Here is a 14,915-nt window from a genome sequence, read left to right as displayed (position 1 = left end):
GGCGAGCCTTCAGAACTGATCAAGGTTCGTGATCAGCGGAATTGTGGCACTGTCAGCCCTGGCGGTGGACGGCGACCTGAGTGCCGACCGGCCCCGCGTAGTGGCCGTCGGCCAGCGCACCGGTCGAGACGGTCAGCGAGGTGACGGCCGGGTCGAGGCTCGGCGCGGCCGAGAAGCGGAACAGGTAGTTGGTGACCCGGCCGTACTGGCCGTTCTCCAGCGGCTGGGCCAGCGAGCTGGTGTCCACGGTGAGTTCACCCGCGCAGTCCTGCTGCACCGCCAGCTTGCGCCAGCCGCCCGCCACCTGGGCCTCGACGGTCAGGTCCTGCGGCCTCAACCGTCCGGCCGAGGGCGCGAAGGTCAGCAGCGGGGCCAGCGAGGTGAACGGCGCGGCGGTGAAGTTCCCCGGCGAGTCCTCGATCTGCACGGCCGGGCCGCCGACCGTGACCGAGGTCGGGATCGGGGTCATGGTGGGCATCGAGGCGGTGGGGCGGTGCGGGTCGACCACCGTGAGGTGACGGTCGAGCAGGCCGTAGAGGGCGAAGTTCCGGTCCGCGGCGAAGGCGCGGGCGTCCAGGGTCAGCGGCGCCGGGCCGTTGTCGGCCGACAGCGCCAGCCGGTACTGGATCGTCCGGCCGGCCCCCGGGGCCAGCGCGAAGGCCACGTCCTTGCCCGCCTGGGTGTAGTCCATGCCGGTGCCCTCGCTGAGGACCACGTCCGTCCAGCTGTCACCGTCCTTGCGCTGCAGGGTCCCCTGCGCCTGGCCCTGGATCAGCTGGCAGCGGGCGCCAGCGAAGGGGGCGGTCGACACCGAGGGCGCGAGGCCGGCGAGGGCGTGGTCGCTGACGTTGCTGAAGGTCACCGAGAAGGTGGTCGGCGCGCCGCCGGCGGCCAGCTTCTCGCCCTCGGCGAGGCCGTCGATGCGGATCGCGACCTCCTTGCCGGGGTCCGTGGCGGAGGCGGGGCGGACCGGGGCCTGCGCGGGCTTCGCGGCCGTGGTCGGGGCAGTGGTCGGGGCGGCCGGCGCGGGGGTGGTGGGCGTGGTGGGCGCGGGGCTGGTGGGCTCCGGGGTGCTCGGGGTGCTGCCGGTCGGCGCGACCGCCGCCGCCTTGGTCGGTGCCGCCGCCGCGCTGCCGTGCTCGGCGCCACCGCTGCACCCCACCGCACCGACCGCCACGATCGCGACCAGCGGCACGGTGGTGGCCAGCCGGCGGGTCCAGGAGGTGTCCCGAGCAACCTGCTCGCCGACGGTGATGTTCTTCGCAAAACGCTTGATAACGGACGCACGCATGGCAGGCCCCCCAAGGGACGTGAGAAGTGATCGGAAGTGAGTGATGAGAGCGACCCGGCGCTGTCCGGCTCCGCCGGTCCCGTTTCCCCTTGCTCTCACCTTGATAGACGTCCATCCCCCGAGGGGGTTGCAGGTGACTTCGGAAATTTTTCGCGCGGCGCGGCCGACGGTCCCCGGTGGCGCCGACAGCTACACTCGCCAAGATCCCGCCACGTACGTCAGGGGGCCGCTCCATGGCAGAACAGCGCAGGCCACAGCCGGTCCCGGTGGTGATCTCCCGGCGGCCCGAGCCGGTGCACACGGTGGCGGTGTACGCCTTCGACGGCATGGCGCCGTTCGAACTCGGCGTGGTGGTCGAGGTCTTCGGGCTGGCCCGGCCGGAGCTGGCGGGGCTGCTGGCCGCGCCCTGGTACGGGCTGAAGGTCTGCGCCGACGAGCCGGGCCGGCCGCTGGGCGCACTCGGCGGCTTCTCGCTGACGGCCCATCACGGACTGGACGAGCTGGCGGCCGCCGACACCGTGATCGTGGTGGGCGTGCCCAACGCGTTCAGCGGTGAAGTCTCCCCCGGGCTGATCCGCGCGCTGCGCACGGCGCACGAGCGCGGCGCCCGGATCGTCTCGATCTGCTCGGGTGCCTTCGCGCTGGCCGCCGCCGGGCTGCTGGACGGCAAGGAGGCCACCACCCACTGGCGCTACGCCGAACTGCTGCGGCAGAACTATCCGGCGGTGCGGGTCAACCCGGACGTGCTCTACGTGGACAACGGAGAGCTGCTCACCAGCGCCGGCAGCGCGGCCGGCATCGACCTGTGCCTGCACCTGATCCGCAAGGACCACGGCGCCAGGGTGGCCAACACGGTGGCCCGCCGGTTCGTGGTGCCGCCGCACCGCGACGGCGGCCAGGCGCAGTTCATCGAGGCCGCGGTCAAGCCGGTCGACGAGGAGGACGACGGGATCACCCGCAGCATGCAGTGGGCGATGGAGAACCTCTCGGCCCCGCTGACCATTTCGCTGCTGGCCCGAGCCGCCACCATGTCCGACCGTTCCTACCTGCGCCACTTCACGGCCCGCAACGGCACCAGTCCGATGCGCTGGGTGGTCACCCAGCGGATCGCGGCCAGCCTGCCGCTGCTGGAGTCGCTGGACGGCACGGTGGAGGAGATCGCCACCGCGGTCGGCTTCGAGAGCGCGGCCACCTACCGCCACCACTTCGGGCGCACCATGCGGACCTCCCCCACCGCCTACCGGCGCAGCTTCGGGCGCGGGGTGGCCTAGGGCCTGTCGCCTCGGGTGTACTGACCGGCCGTCGGCTGATAGGGATGAGGGGTGCGCTTCGACTCCGTCCCCATGCCGCAGGCCGTGCAGGCCAGGCCCCGCGACACCCGCGGCTACCCCGTTCCGGCGATCACCCCGTGGACCGGGGAGGAGCCGCAGTTCGCGTTGACGGACTACGGGCGCAGCGCCGACTGTGCTCGCGGTCGGCTCTGCTCGGTCTGCAATGTGCTGATGCCCAAGGGGCCGGTGTGGCGGGTGGTGGGCGCGACGGAGAGCGCGGCGATCGCCGAAGCCCTGGCCGAGGGGCGTCCGTACCGGAACATGGCGCCGACCCTGGAGGGTCCCGGGCATCGCGCCTGCATGCTCTACGCCTCGATGGTCTGCCCGTACCTGGCGCGCCCGAACGCCCGGCGCGGCCTGTCGGCTGACGGATCGTCGGAGCTGACCGCGCACGTGGTGCGCGGTGCGGCGCGCGGTGGCACGGGGGCGGTGGTGGGGTTCGCCGACTACGAGTTCGGGATCACCGCGAGCCAGGTGCTCTTCCGGTTCCTCGACGTGGTCGAGTTCCTGCCGCACGCGGCGGCCGACGAGCACCTGGCCGAGCTGGAAGCCGAGCTGGCGCAGCGTCAGCCCCGGTAGGCGGGCAGGCCGGTGACGGTCGTGGCCAGGGCGGGGGTGCCGGACCCGTCGGCGTGGACGATGACGATGCCGGCCGGGGTGCGGGCGGCGATCACCGCGCCGTCGGGGGACCAGGCGGGCTCGGTGTAGTCCGTGGTCGCGTGCGGGGTCAGGTCCTTGGGGGCGGTCTTGCCGTACACCCTCTCGACGAAGAGGTGGTCGTGGCCGTCGACCGAGCGGACGAAGACCACCGACTCGGCGTCGTGGGACAGCGCGGGCTCGGAGCCCTTGGTGAGCGCGCCGCCCTGCTCGCGCAGGTTGTCGTCCCGGAGGTAGACCTGCCCGTCGCCGCTGTTCGCGTAGACGGCCCTGCCCTGACCGCCGGCGGCGTTCGCCCAGGTGTTGCCGGTCTGCGGCATCGGGGGCTGGTCCGGGTCGGAGTAGCCGCCCAGCGGGAGCACGGTCGGGGTGCCCTCGTGGGCGGTGGCGGGCACCTTGACCAGCCGGGTGGTGCCTCCCTCGGCGACCGTGAAGATGATGTTGTTCTTGGCCGGGAGCTGGTCCCGCGGGTCGGCCGCGGCCACCTGCCAGGTGGGGTGCGACCAGGTCTGGCCGCCGGGGTTGCGGGCCGCCATGCGGCCCTGGCCGTTCGGGCCGGTGACGATCAGGTCGCCCACGCCGTCGACGAAGGCGGCCTGGCTGCCGTCCGGGGACCAGGCGAGGTCGCGGACCGGGGAGCCGAAGCCGGTCCAGCGCCCGTCGATCCAGACCGAGCCGGTGCCGTTGCTGACGGTCAGTGAGCCGTGGGTGTTGACGGGGGCGGCGGGGGCGGTGCTGCGGCGCGCGGCCGGCGCCTGCGCCGGGGTGGTCGGCGCGAGGGTGGTGGGCGCCGGAGGCGTCGGGGTGGCCGTGCTCGGCGCGGGCGCCGGGGTGCTCGGCGCGGCCGAAGTCGGCGCGGCGGACGGGACGGTGGACGGCACGGCGGACGGCACGGCCGAGGCGCTCACGCTCGGCGTGGCACTCGGCTTGGCGGCGGCGTTGTCCGCCTTCGGGTCGGAGCAGCCGACCGCGCCGACGGCCACGATCGCGGCCAGCGGCACCGACACGGCCAGGCGCGGCGCCCACGAGCTGGCGGCACGACCCTCGGCGCCGACGGTGACGAAATTCGCGAAACGGCTGATAACGGACGCGCGCATGACGCAACCCCCCAAGGGCGTGGGTGTCTTCGGTGTGGTGAGAGCGACCGACTCAGTCCGGCCTGGCCGGTCCCGTTCCCCTTGCTCTCACCTTGATAGACGTCCATCCCCCGAGGGGGTTGCAGGTGACTTCAAAAAGTTTTTCGCTCAGTGTCCGGCGCGGGTCGCGTTGGCCAGGATCGCGTCGTGCAGCCACTGGGCCAGGCCGGGCGCGACCTTCTCGTAGGTCGCCGTGAAGCGCGGGTCCGCGACGTACATTTCGGCCAGGCAGCGGTGCATGGGGTAGCCGCAGTCGTAGAAGGTGTCGCAGATCTGCCGGCGGTGCTCCTCGGCGAGGTCCATGGCCGGGCCGCTGTCGGGGGCCTCGCCGGCCTTCATCGCGGCGGCGAGGCGCTCGTTGAACGCGGCCTGCGCGGCCGTGATCCGCTCCCAGTCGGCCTTGCCGTACGAGGCGGTGCGGCGCTGCGACTCGTGCCAGGCCTCGGAATCGCCCCAGCGCTGCTCGGCCTCGGTCTCCCAGGCCTGGTCGTACTCGGGTCCGAAGACCTCGAACTTCTCCTCGGGGGTGAGCTGGATGCCCATCGTGGTCGCCTCCATGGCTTGTTCGACGGCCGCGGCCAGGGTCTCCAGGTGACGGATCCGGTCCTTGAGCAGGGCGTGCTGACGCCTGAGGTGCTCGCTGGGGGTGGTGGAATCGTCGTCCAGGATGGCCGCGATCTCTTCGAGGGAGAAGCCGAGCTCGCGGTAGAACAGGATCCGCTGCAGCCGGTCCAGGTCCGCGTCCTGGTAGCGCCGGTAGCCGGCGGCGGTGCGTCCGCTGGGCGACAGCAGCCTGATCCGGTCGTAGTGGTGCAGGGTCCGCACGGTCACCTTGGCGACCTTCGCGACCTCGCCGACCGAGTAGTCCGTCATCCCGGTTCCTCCCTCCTTGCTGGAGCACCACCCTGGGCCCTGACGTCACGTGAGGGTCAAGCGGCACCAGCTCCGTGCGAGTCTCCGAGCGGTGCTCGGGCGGCGGGCGGGCAAGCTTGGAGATACCGCCATCCTGCCGGGCATTGTGAGCTGCTGCCCGCGAACAGACGATGGTCGAATGATCCTATGCATTCCCTCGCTCGGCCGCAGAGTCGCCGCCGAGGCCGTCGGTACCGGCCTGCTGGCCCTGGCCGTGGTCGGCTCCGGACTGCAGGCGGCCGCACTCAGCCAGGACGGCGGGGTCCAGCTGCTGACCAACACCGTCGCCTCGGTCTGCGCGCTCGGCGTGCTGATCACCGTCTTCGCCCCGGTCTCGGGGGGCCATCTCAATCCGCTGATCACGGCCGGGGTCTGGTGGACGAACCGGGGCACCGCCCAGGCACTGCGCGCCCGCGAGCTCGCGGGGTACCTGCTCGGCCAGTTGGGTGGGGCGGTGGCCGGGGTGGCGGTGGCCGGCCTGATGTTCGATCAGGACTCGCTGGGCGCGGCGCACCAGGTGCGCAGCGGGGCGGCCCAGTGGACCGGCGAGGTGGTGGCCACCGGGGTGCTGCTGCTGGTCGCCTTCGGGCTCGCTCGGGGCGGGCAGCAGCGCAAGGTGCCGGTGGCGGTGGCGGGCTGGGTGACGGCCGGGATCTGGGCCACCGCCTCGGGCGGCTTCGCCAACCCGGCGCTGACCGTGGCGCGCTCGCTCAGCGACAGCCAGACCGGCATCGCTCCGGTCTCAGTGCCCGGCTTCGTGCTGGCCCAGGTGGTGGGTGCGGTGATCGGACTGCTGCTGCTGGCGTTGGTCTTCGGGCCGCGGCCGCGGCCTGCCGACCAGACCGAGGTGGAGCGGCCGGTGGGGAAGCCGGTGGAGCGGCCGGTGGAGCTTCCCGCGCAGCGGGTCGGAGCGGAGTCGCTCAGGCGCGCGTCGTAGCCGGCGCCCGGGTCTCGCCGACGCCCGGCCGGGGCACCGTGCCCCGGCCCCGGCCGCGTCGGCCGCCGCCGCTGTCGCCGCTGCCGACCGGCACCGGGACGGTCACCGGGGTCAGCGCCAGGGTGTCCCGCTCGACCTGGGCCCGGCCGCCGCGCTGACCACCGCCGCCGCCGCGACTGCCGCGGCCACCGCGACCCCGCCGGGGCTGCTTGGTCGGCCAGAGCAGCACGTAGGCCGTGGAGACCACCACGAAGGCGAGGCGGACCATGCCCTTGGCCGAGTCGGACGGGATCAGCAGCGTGCCGCCGTAGAGCGAGGCCAGCGCGATCCAGCTCCACCACGGGACCAGCCGCTTCTGGCCGACCGCGTCCCAGAGCAGCGTGCCGAGCAGGATCGAGGCCGTGTAGTAGGTGTAGACGCTCGGGTCGAGCAGGATCCGGGCATTGGCGCCGATCAGCACCACGGCCGGCCAGCGCCCGCGCCGCACCGCCAGCGCGCCCAGTCCCATGCCGATCGCGAACTGCGCCGGGCGGTCCCACCAGGGGGTGGACGGGTCGGAGACGCCGAGCCAGCGCAGCGAGGAGGCCGGCTGGTTGGGGATGGTGAACTTGGCGGCCTGCAGCGAGCCCAGGTTGCCCAGGTAGAACGGCAGCCAGGCGATCGCCACGAGTCCGCCGAACCAGAGCACCGAGCGCTTCCAGTCCGCTCTGGGCAGCACCAGGATGAGCGGCAGGAAGGAGATCGCCCAGGGCTTGGAGTCGACCGCGAGGGCCAGGAAGACGCCGACGGCCACCGGTTTGCTGCGCACCAGCGAGTGCACGGCCAGCATGGTGAAGAACAGCGCCAGCACGTCGTCCAGGTGCGCGAAGCGCACCGAGACCTCGACCCACATCGGGATGAAGGCGAGGCCCGCGATCAGGATCCGCTGCTGCAGCCGGCGGTGGTTGGTGCCGGTGCCGCGGTAGTACCAGGCGGCGGTGCGGCCGACCAGGACCAGCATCACCAGTCCGAGCGCGGACATGGTGCCCTCGGCCAGCACCTGCCCGAGGTGTTCGGGGAAGGGTGCGAAGAGTCGGGCGGCCGCCAGGCTCACCGGACCGATCTGCAGTTCGGGATGGTGTGCGTAGAGCGAGAGGCCGCCGCCGTGCTCGGAGCTGAACAGCAGCTGTTCGCCCTGGCGCAGGTAGTGCCAGGAGAAGCCGCCGCTGGGCTCGACGATCAGGAACCAGATGACGGTCCAGACCACCAGCAGGGCGTGGTGTCTGCGGACAGGGAGGAACCAGATCCGGCCGGTGTTCGACCCGTAATCCGTCACGCCCTCATCCGCGCTCGCTCCGCGCACCTGTTCCTCTTCCCCGCACCGGCCCCCTCGGCCGGACATCCTATGCGATCAGTGCGAACAGCAGACCGGCCCCGAGTGGCCGCCAGGGCGAGCCCGGATGCCGTGCCACGCACCACGGGCCCGTCCGAGCGGCTGCGCGGACGGGCCCGGAGCACCGGAACTCAGTCGGTCAGGAGGTCACTGCCGGCCCCTCCCTGAGCAGGGTCAGGCGTGACGCGAGCCCTGCTTGCGGCGACGCACCAGCACCAGCGTGCCGACACCGGCGGCCAGCACCGTGGCACCGGCGATGGCGATCGGGGTGGCGTCGCTGCCGCCACCGGTGGAGGCCAGGGCCTTCTCGTCCGTGGTGGCCGCGGCCTTGGCCTGCTGCACCGCGGTGGCCGGGATCGGCACCGCGACCGGCTTCGGCGGGGTGACCGGGAACGGGGTCACCGGCGCGTCGGAGTCCGAGGCGGAGGCGCTCGCCGAGGCAGGAGCCGAAGCGGAGGCCGAGGGCGAGGTGCTCTTGGTCGCACTGGCGGACGGCGACGGCGAGGTGGACTTGCTCTCGCTGACCGAGGCGGACGGCGAGGGCGAGGTGGACTTGCTCTCGCTGACCGAGGCGGACGGCGTGGCCGACGGGGTGGCCGAGACGGTCACCGAGGCCGAGGGCGAGGCGGAGTGCGAGGCCGAGGCGCTCGGCGAGGGCTTGCCGGTGTGCGAAGCGCTGGCCGACGGGCTGCCCGACGGGTGGTGGTGGTCGTCGTCACCCTCGCCGATGCAGAAGAAGCTCGGCGCGCTGGCCGACAGCTCGCCGGCCGCGGTCGGCTGCTTGTCCGCGTCCACCGGCGCCCAGTAGGCGAGGAACTGCACGTAGGCCGGGCCGGTCGGCGCGTCGTCCGGCAGGCCGAGCTTGATCTTGAACTGGACCGACTTCCCGGCCTTGACGAAGACCAGGCCGTCCGGCGAGGGCACGCCGCTGTCGTCCAGCGGGCCGAGCAGGCGCACGTCGTTCATCCAGGCGGGGATGGTGCTGTGCTGCCAGTCCTGCTTGCCGTGGCGGTAGTCCAGGGTCAGCGAGGCGTTGTCCAGGTCGCCCGCCTTGTCCTGCACCTTGACCGAGGGGTAGTAGACCAGGTCGCTGCCGGAGCGGTTGGTCAGCTCAACGGTGAACTCGGTCTCGTCGCCGGCGTCCACCTTGTGCCGCAGGCCCTCGACCTGCAGCTTCGGCCGGGCGTCCTTGGGGACCTTCTTGTCGATGTCGGCCTTGTCCTGGTCGGACTCGCCGGCCGAGCCCTCGGTGCCCTCGGTGGTCTTGTGCGAGTCGTCGCCCTTCTCGGAGGGCTTGGCCGACGGCTTGGCGGAGAGCGAGGGGGCGGGGCTGCCGGAGCCCGCGACGGCGGGCAGCGCCACGGCCGGGACCGCGAACGGCGCGGCGAGCGCGGCGTGCGCTCCGGCCAGGACGGCGGTCGAGGCGAGCGCGGTGGCCGCCATGAGAGCAAAGGGACGACGCATAAGGAGAGCACCTCACGGAGATCCGCGCCGACCGGGGGTCGTCGGAGCGCGCAGTGGTGGACCGTCGGGCCCGATGGTGTCGCAGTACGGGCCAATGACGGAGAGTCCGCCGGAGAATATCTGACGAACTGATGGGTATAGAAGTCGGGTTCACCATCTTCCCGGGAAACTTCGCCGCAGCTTGACGTTCCGTACACGATGGACCGCCGCACCCGAGCCGGGGCGGCGGTCGTCGGCGGTCGTCAACCTCGGGCCGGGCGCTCAGCCCACCGAGCTGTTGTAGCTGTCGATCGCGGGCTGGATCTCCTTCGCCGCGTCCGCCAGCGCCTGCTGCGCGGTCTTCGCCCCGCTGATGGTCTGTTCGATCGCGGTCTCCACGCCCTTGCGGGCCTGCGGCATCACCCCGAGCAGGCAGCCGGCGTTGGCGGGCGAGGGCTTGGTCGCGTGCAGCTCGTCGATCGCGGTCTGGAACTGCGGGTACTTCGCCAGCCAGGCCTGGTCCTTGGGGTCGTCCAGGGCCTTGCGGTTGACCGGGAAGTAGCCGGTCCCGGTGTGCCAGGTGGCCTGCTGGGCGGGTTCGTCGAGGAACTTGACGAACTCCCAGGCGGCCCGCTGCTCGGCGTCCGAGTGCCCGGGGCCGTCGATCCACAGCGAGGCCCCGCCGATCGCCGGGCCGCCCGGGTCGGTCGCGTTGATCTTCGGGTAGGGGGCGGTGGCCACGGTGAACTTGGCCGCCTGGGTGTAGCCGCCGAGCACGCCGGTGGACTCCAGGTTCATCGCCGCCCGCCCGGCCTTGAACGCCGCCTGGGCGTCCGCCGTGGTCCGCCCGGTGTTGACCGCGTAGCCGCCCTTGACCAGGTCCGCCCACCACTGGACGGCCTGTGCGCCCTGCGCCGAGTTGTAGACCACCTTGGCGGCCTTGGCCTCGCGCCCGTTGCCCTGGTCGCAGTAGAGGGTGCCGGACTCGGCCAGCAGCTGTTCGATGAACCAGCCGTAGATCGCGGCGCCGAACCCGTACTGGGTGGTCTGGCCGTTGGCGTCCTTGACGGTCAGCTTCTTGGCCGCCTCGCCGATCTCGGCCAGCGTCTGCGGCGGCTTGGCCGGGTCCAGGCCGGCCGCCTTGAACGCGTCCGCGTTGAGGTACAGCAGCGGCATCGAGGAGTTGAACGGCATCGAGACCAGCTTGCCGCCCGCCGTGTAGTAGTTGCGGATGCCCGGGTCGAGGTCGGCCAGCGAGTAGCCGTCCTTGTCCGCGAAGGCCTGGGCCGGGACGGTCTGCTTGGAGTCGACCATGAAGCGGGTGCCGATGTCGTAGATCTGCACCAGCGAGGGGGTGCCCTTCTGCTGCACCGAGGCCTTGTACTTGGTGATCACGTCGTCGTAGGTGCCCTGGAAGACCGGCTTGACCTCGATCTTGCCCTGGTGCGCCTGGTTGAAGGCGTCCACCAGGCCGTTCAGCACGGCGGCGTTCTGGCCGGTCATCGCGTGCCAGAAGGTCACCGTGGTCACCCCCTTGGCGTCCTGCAGCGCCTGGGCGCCGGGCGCGCCGCCGGCCTGGTCGCCACCGGTCCCGCTCGAGGAACTGCAGGCGGTCAGGGCCAGGCCCGCCACCACCGTCGCTGCCAACAGCTTGCGCACGTCAACTCTCCCTGTGGGTATGTGTCTGGTGAAGCTCGGGGGTGTCTAGCGAACGGCGCCCGCGGTCAGCCCGCGGACGATGAAGCGCTGCCCGAAGACCACCAGGGCCAGCGTCGGCAGCAGTGAGAGCAGCACGCCGGCCAGGATCAGCCCGGGGTCGGCGGCGTCCGCGTTGCGCAGGCTGGTCAGACCGATCTGCAGGGTCTGCATCTGCGCGGTACGGGTGATGATCAGCGGCCAGAAGTACTGGTTCCAGGCCGACAGGAAGACGTAGATGGCGATCGCGGCCAGCGAGGGCCGGTTGAGCGGCACCAGGATCCGCCACAGAAAGCGCCAGTGCCCGGCGCCGTCGATCCGGGCGGCGTCGCGCAGTTCGGCCGGGAACTGGCGGAAGGACTGGCGCAGCATGAAGGTGCCGAACCCGGAGGCCAGGAACGGCAGCACCAGCCCGAAGTAGGTGTTGCCCAGGCCCCAGCCGGAGAGGGTCAGGTAGTTGGGGATGACCACGGCCTCCCACGGCACCATCAGGGTGGCCAGGAAGACCGCGAAGACCGGGCCGCGCCACCGCAGCGGCAGGAAGACCAGCGCGTAGGCCGCCAGGATCGAGGTGAGCAGCTGGGCCGCGGTGATCACCCCCGCCACCAGCGCCGAGTTGACGTACTGGCGGGCCAGCGGCACCGAGCGGGCGGCGCCGCCGAAGTTCGCCGCCGTCAGCCGGTGCGGGACCAGCGCCGGCGGGTACGTGGCCAGGTCGCCCTTGGTCATGAAGGCTCCGGCCACCGCGTAGTAGACCGGGAAGACCACGGTGATCGCGGCCAGCGCGAGGAGCAGGTAGACGGCCAGCCGGCCGAGCGAGGCTCTCATGCGTAGTGCACCTTCCGCTCCACCACGCCGAACTGAACGGCGGTGCAGGCCAGTACGACCACCAGCAGCACCACGGCCTGCGCGCTGGCCGCGCCGAAGTCGCTGGAGCCGTAGGCGAAGGCCTTCTCGTAGACGGAGTAGACCAGGGTCCGGGAGGCCCCGTCCGGGCCGCCCTGGGTGAGGATGTTGATCTGCCCGAAGCTCTGCAGCGCGTTGATGGTGGAGACCACCACAAGGAAGAACAAGTGCGGGCCGAGCAGCGGCACCGTCACCGAGCGGGCCAGCCGCCAGCCGGCCGCGCCGTCCAGCCGGGCCGCCTCGGTGATCTCCGGTGGGATCGAACCGATCCCGGCGGAGAGCACCAGCACGTTGTAGCCGAGGTTGAGCCAGACCGTGGTCACCGCCACCGAGACCAGGGCGTAGTGCGAGTCGGTCAGCCAGTCGACCGGGCCCAGGCCGGCCTGCGAGAGCAGCCCGTTGAGCACGCCGGTGGCCGGGTTGTAGAAGACCCCGAAGACGACCGAGGCGCTGGCCACCGAGAAGGCGAAGGGCAGTGCGAAGGCCGAGCGGAGCAGCCGCACACCGCGGATCCGGTTCTCCAGCAGCAGCACCAGGGCGAGCGCGCCGAGCACCCCGGGGACCACGGTGAGCAGGACGAAGAGCGCGGTGGTGACCAGGGTGCGGCCGAACTGGGCCGAGCCGAGCAGCTCGGTGTAGTGCTGCAGGCCGACATAGCGGGTGGGCGCGCCGAACAGGTCGTTGCCGTGGGTGCTCAGATAGAGCGTGCGGTACAGCGGATAGCCGAGGAAGACCGCGAAGACGGCCAGCGAAGGCAGTAGGTAGGCCCAGGCCAACGCCTTTTCGGCGATGGGGGCACCCCCGGTCGAAGGCTGGGGGCGTATCGAGGACGGCGGTCGCGGCATCGGGTCTTCCTTCTCGAGCTGCCGATCCGCCGTCCCGGGAGAACTCCCGCTCCCGGGACGGTGGATCCGCGGGTCAGAGCTGCTGGGCCTGCTTCACCAGCTGCTCGGCCTGCGCCGACAGCTGGTCCGCCTGGTCGCCGTCCAGCTTCTGCTGGCCGAAGGCGGCCTTGTCCAGCAGCTGGGCGATCTTGGCGACGAGCGCGTCACGCTCGGCGCCCAGCGCGGTCAGCTTGGCGGTGCTGTCCAGGTACTGGGCGTCGCCCGGGGTGTTGGAGACGATTCCCTTGGTCGCGGCCTTCAGCGTGGCGGCGGCGAACTGGCCCACGCCCGCGTTCAGCTGCTTGTAGGCGGCGCCCAACTCCTCGTAGTCGTAGCCGTGCTGGCCCACCAGGGCGCGCGGGCGCGCCCAGTTCTCGATGTACTCGGAGAGCACCCGGCCGTCGGAGACGTAGGAGTCCTTCAGGCCGAGCAGTGCCAGCATGGTGGGCCGGATGTCGGTGTGGTCGGACCACACGTCGTCCGTCTCACCGAGGTTGCGGATGCCCGGACCCACCAGGCCCAGCCAGGTGGTGTTGATGTCGGGCGCGAAGTCGCCGTGGTTCCAGGCGAATGCCGGGCCGAGCGCCACGCAGGTCGGGGTGCAGGTGCTGCCGCCCGCGTAGACGTAGTAGTCCGGGTTGGCGAAGGAGGTGAAGGTCGGCGTCCGCAGCGGGTCGCCGGTCTGCATGTGCAGGATCTTCTGCTCCGCCGGGTCGGCCAGGTAGCTGGAGATCGTGTCGGTCTTGCCGGTGATCGGGTTGTCCGCCGTCACCTTGGACCAGGCCTGCTCGAACGCCCGGGTCTTGGGGTCGTTCGGGCCGGGCTGCCCGTTCAGGTAGAAGTTCGGCGCCGAGTCGGCGTGCACCTGGAACGGGGTGGTGATGCCCTGCTGGGTGGCCAGCAGGCCACGGGAGTTGGCGTTCACCTCGCCGATCTGGCTGTACGTGCACGGCACGGTGACGCCGTCGCAGTTCGCCGGGGTCGGCTTGCCGCCCACGAAGTGGTCGTTCTCGTCGGCGGTGACCACGAAGAGCGTGTTGTCCGCGTTCAGGCCGTCCTGGTGGATGCGGGCGAAGAACTTGGCGAAGGCGTCGTCGTAGGACTTCAGCTGCTTCACGTAGTTGGCCTCGCCCGGGCCCATCGCACCGCTGGTGGCGCCGTGCTGGTCGTGCGCGTCGGAGATGTAGGCGTAGGTGACCGGCACGCCGGCCTCCTGCATCTGGGCGACGTAGCCGAGCGAGTTGTCGGCGGTCATCGCGTCGAAGCCCGGGAAGCCCGGGTTGCCCTTCGGGTCGGTGATCGGGGCACCGGCCGTGCTGCGCACCACGCCGTCGGCGCTGATCGCCGGGTCCACGTACTTGGCGCCGAACAGCGCCTTGTAGTCGTCGTAGCCGCCCGGCTCGTCCGGCAGCAGGTCCGGACTGGTGGTGCCCTTGGCGCAGACCTTGGAGTCCTTGGCGCAGTGGACACCGATGCCCACGTAGTCGGCCTGCGCCTTGGCCGGGTCGGCCTTGGACTCGGCGTACTGAGGGCCGTCGGTGCCGAACACCTTGCGGATGTCGACGGTGGTGTTCTCCAGGATGGTGTTCGCCGTGGAGACCGCGCCGAAGTCGCAGCCCGCCTTGGTGTAGGCGGTCCACGGTGCCGGGGCGTTCTTGCCGTCCGGGCCGACCATGGTCGGGGCCGCGTCGGCGGGGGTCGGCACCGAGTTGTCGGCCACCCCGTCGGTCCAGTAGGCGAAGCTGCTGGCCGAGTTGGTGGTGCCGTCCGGCTTGTAGTAGCGGTAGGAGTTGGACACCGCCTGGCCCTGCCGGTCGCCGTACAGACCCGTGATCGAGGTCAGGATGTCGTTGCCGGTGTGGGCGATCAGCGGCGTGTGGTGGTTGGTGGACAGACTCCCGTTGCTCTCCAGGAAGTCGAGCAGGTGCGGCATCTGCTCGAGGTCCGAGGGCACGTTCGGGTTGTCCCGGGTGAAGTGGACGTTGTCGAACTGGAGGTAGATCACATGCTTCACATCACGGCCGTCGGCCGAGATCTGGCAGTTGGTCCGATCGTGCCGGTTCTGGCCCGGATCAGCCGTCGCCGCACCGGCGCCGACCATCCCGAACCCCAGGCCGGCCGCGAGCGACAGGGCCAGCATCTTGCTTGTGCGCATCCTGCTCCCTCTCTGGGCGCGATCGCGCGCCCGCGATGGAACGCGCGTAGATCGCCGATCGGGGAGCACCTCGGTGATCCCCGTCGTGCGTGCCACAGGCTGCCACAGCCCGTCTGAACGCAACAGGAGGCGTGTCCGGTTCTGGGGTTAAGTCGCGGTGAAATGGCGCTGGTTGGGTCAGGCTTGCGGCCCCGGG

The 14,915-nt window shown here is 71.6% G+C and carries 12 protein-coding genes; 3 read left to right on the top strand and 9 right to left on the bottom strand.

The genetic code is table 11. From position 1 onward, the window contains the following. Positions 1-52: 52 nt before the first annotated feature. On the bottom strand, positions 53-1,291 hold the full coding sequence (locus BR98_RS39595) for a hypothetical protein (RefSeq protein WP_035847415.1): 1,239 nt from the start codon (positions 1,289-1,291) through the stop codon (positions 53-55). 233 nt (positions 1,292-1,524) lie between these two features. Here BR98_RS39595 and BR98_RS23840 point away from each other — a divergent pair, with 233 nt between their 5' ends. Both BR98_RS23840 and BR98_RS23835 read left to right on the top strand, forming a co-directional pair. Next, a complete protein-coding gene (locus BR98_RS23840; protein ID WP_083976897.1) occupies positions 1,525-2,562 on the top strand; it encodes a DJ-1/PfpI family protein in 1,038 nt (345 codons plus the stop codon). Positions 2,563-2,613: 51 nt separating this feature from the next. Then, positions 2,614-3,201, top strand: a complete 588-nt coding sequence (locus BR98_RS23835) for a hypothetical protein (protein ID WP_232247501.1) — start codon at positions 2,614-2,616, stop codon at positions 3,199-3,201. On the opposite strand, the gene BR98_RS23830 is transcribed toward BR98_RS23835, so the two are convergent. Then, positions 3,189-4,376, bottom strand: coding sequence for a PD40 domain-containing protein (locus BR98_RS23830; RefSeq protein ID WP_035847414.1), 1,188 nt, complete (start codon positions 4,374-4,376; stop codon positions 3,189-3,191). The genes BR98_RS23835 and BR98_RS23830 overlap by 13 nt on opposite strands. Positions 4,377-4,523: 147 nt before the next feature. After that, a complete protein-coding gene (locus BR98_RS23825) occupies positions 4,524-5,288 on the bottom strand; it encodes a MerR family transcriptional regulator (protein ID WP_035847413.1) in 765 nt (254 codons plus the stop codon). Positions 5,289-5,466: 178 nt separating this feature from the next. On the opposite strand from BR98_RS23825, the gene BR98_RS23820 reads away from it, so the two are divergent. After that, positions 5,467-6,264 (top strand): aquaporin, encoded by a 798-nt coding sequence (locus BR98_RS23820; protein WP_035847411.1) that lies wholly within the window; start codon positions 5,467-5,469, stop codon positions 6,262-6,264. On the opposite strand, the gene BR98_RS23815 is transcribed toward BR98_RS23820, so the two are convergent. From BR98_RS23815 to BR98_RS23790, 6 genes are all read right to left on the bottom strand, one after another. Continuing rightward, positions 6,248-7,579, bottom strand: a complete 1,332-nt coding sequence (locus tag BR98_RS23815) for a hypothetical protein (RefSeq protein WP_407639488.1) — start codon at positions 7,577-7,579, stop codon at positions 6,248-6,250. The genes BR98_RS23820 and BR98_RS23815 overlap by 17 nt on opposite strands. A 231-nt stretch (positions 7,580-7,810) precedes the next feature. After that, entirely contained in the window at positions 7,811-9,100 is a 1,290-nt protein-coding gene (locus BR98_RS23810; RefSeq protein ID WP_157537911.1) for an LPXTG cell wall anchor domain-containing protein, read from the bottom strand. 261 nt (positions 9,101-9,361) lie between these two features. Beyond that, complete coding sequence (locus BR98_RS23805; protein ID WP_157537910.1) at positions 9,362-10,738, bottom strand: ABC transporter substrate-binding protein; 1,377 nt, start codon at positions 10,736-10,738, stop codon at positions 9,362-9,364. Positions 10,739-10,783: 45 nt separating this feature from the next. After that, positions 10,784-11,602 carry a carbohydrate ABC transporter permease gene (locus tag BR98_RS23800; protein ID WP_051970131.1) on the bottom strand — a complete coding sequence of 273 codons (819 nt, stop codon included), beginning with the start codon at positions 11,600-11,602 and terminating at the stop codon, positions 10,784-10,786. Continuing rightward, positions 11,599-12,525 carry a carbohydrate ABC transporter permease gene (locus tag BR98_RS23795; protein ID WP_051970130.1) on the bottom strand — a complete coding sequence of 309 codons (927 nt, stop codon included), beginning with the start codon at positions 12,523-12,525 and terminating at the stop codon, positions 11,599-11,601. The genes BR98_RS23800 and BR98_RS23795 overlap by 4 nt, the downstream gene beginning before the upstream one ends. 73 nt (positions 12,526-12,598) lie before the next feature. After that, a complete protein-coding gene (locus BR98_RS23790) occupies positions 12,599-14,719 on the bottom strand; it encodes a hypothetical protein (protein ID WP_157537909.1) in 2,121 nt (706 codons plus the stop codon). Positions 14,720-14,915: the final 196 nt, after the last annotated feature.

It is taken from the genome of Kitasatospora azatica KCTC 9699, from assembly GCF_000744785.1.
In the GTDB taxonomy this organism is placed as follows: domain Bacteria; phylum Actinomycetota; class Actinomycetes; order Streptomycetales; family Streptomycetaceae; genus Kitasatospora; species Kitasatospora azatica.
Note: the sequence above shows the minus strand (reverse complement) of the source record. Positions and strands in the feature narration are given on the sequence as shown.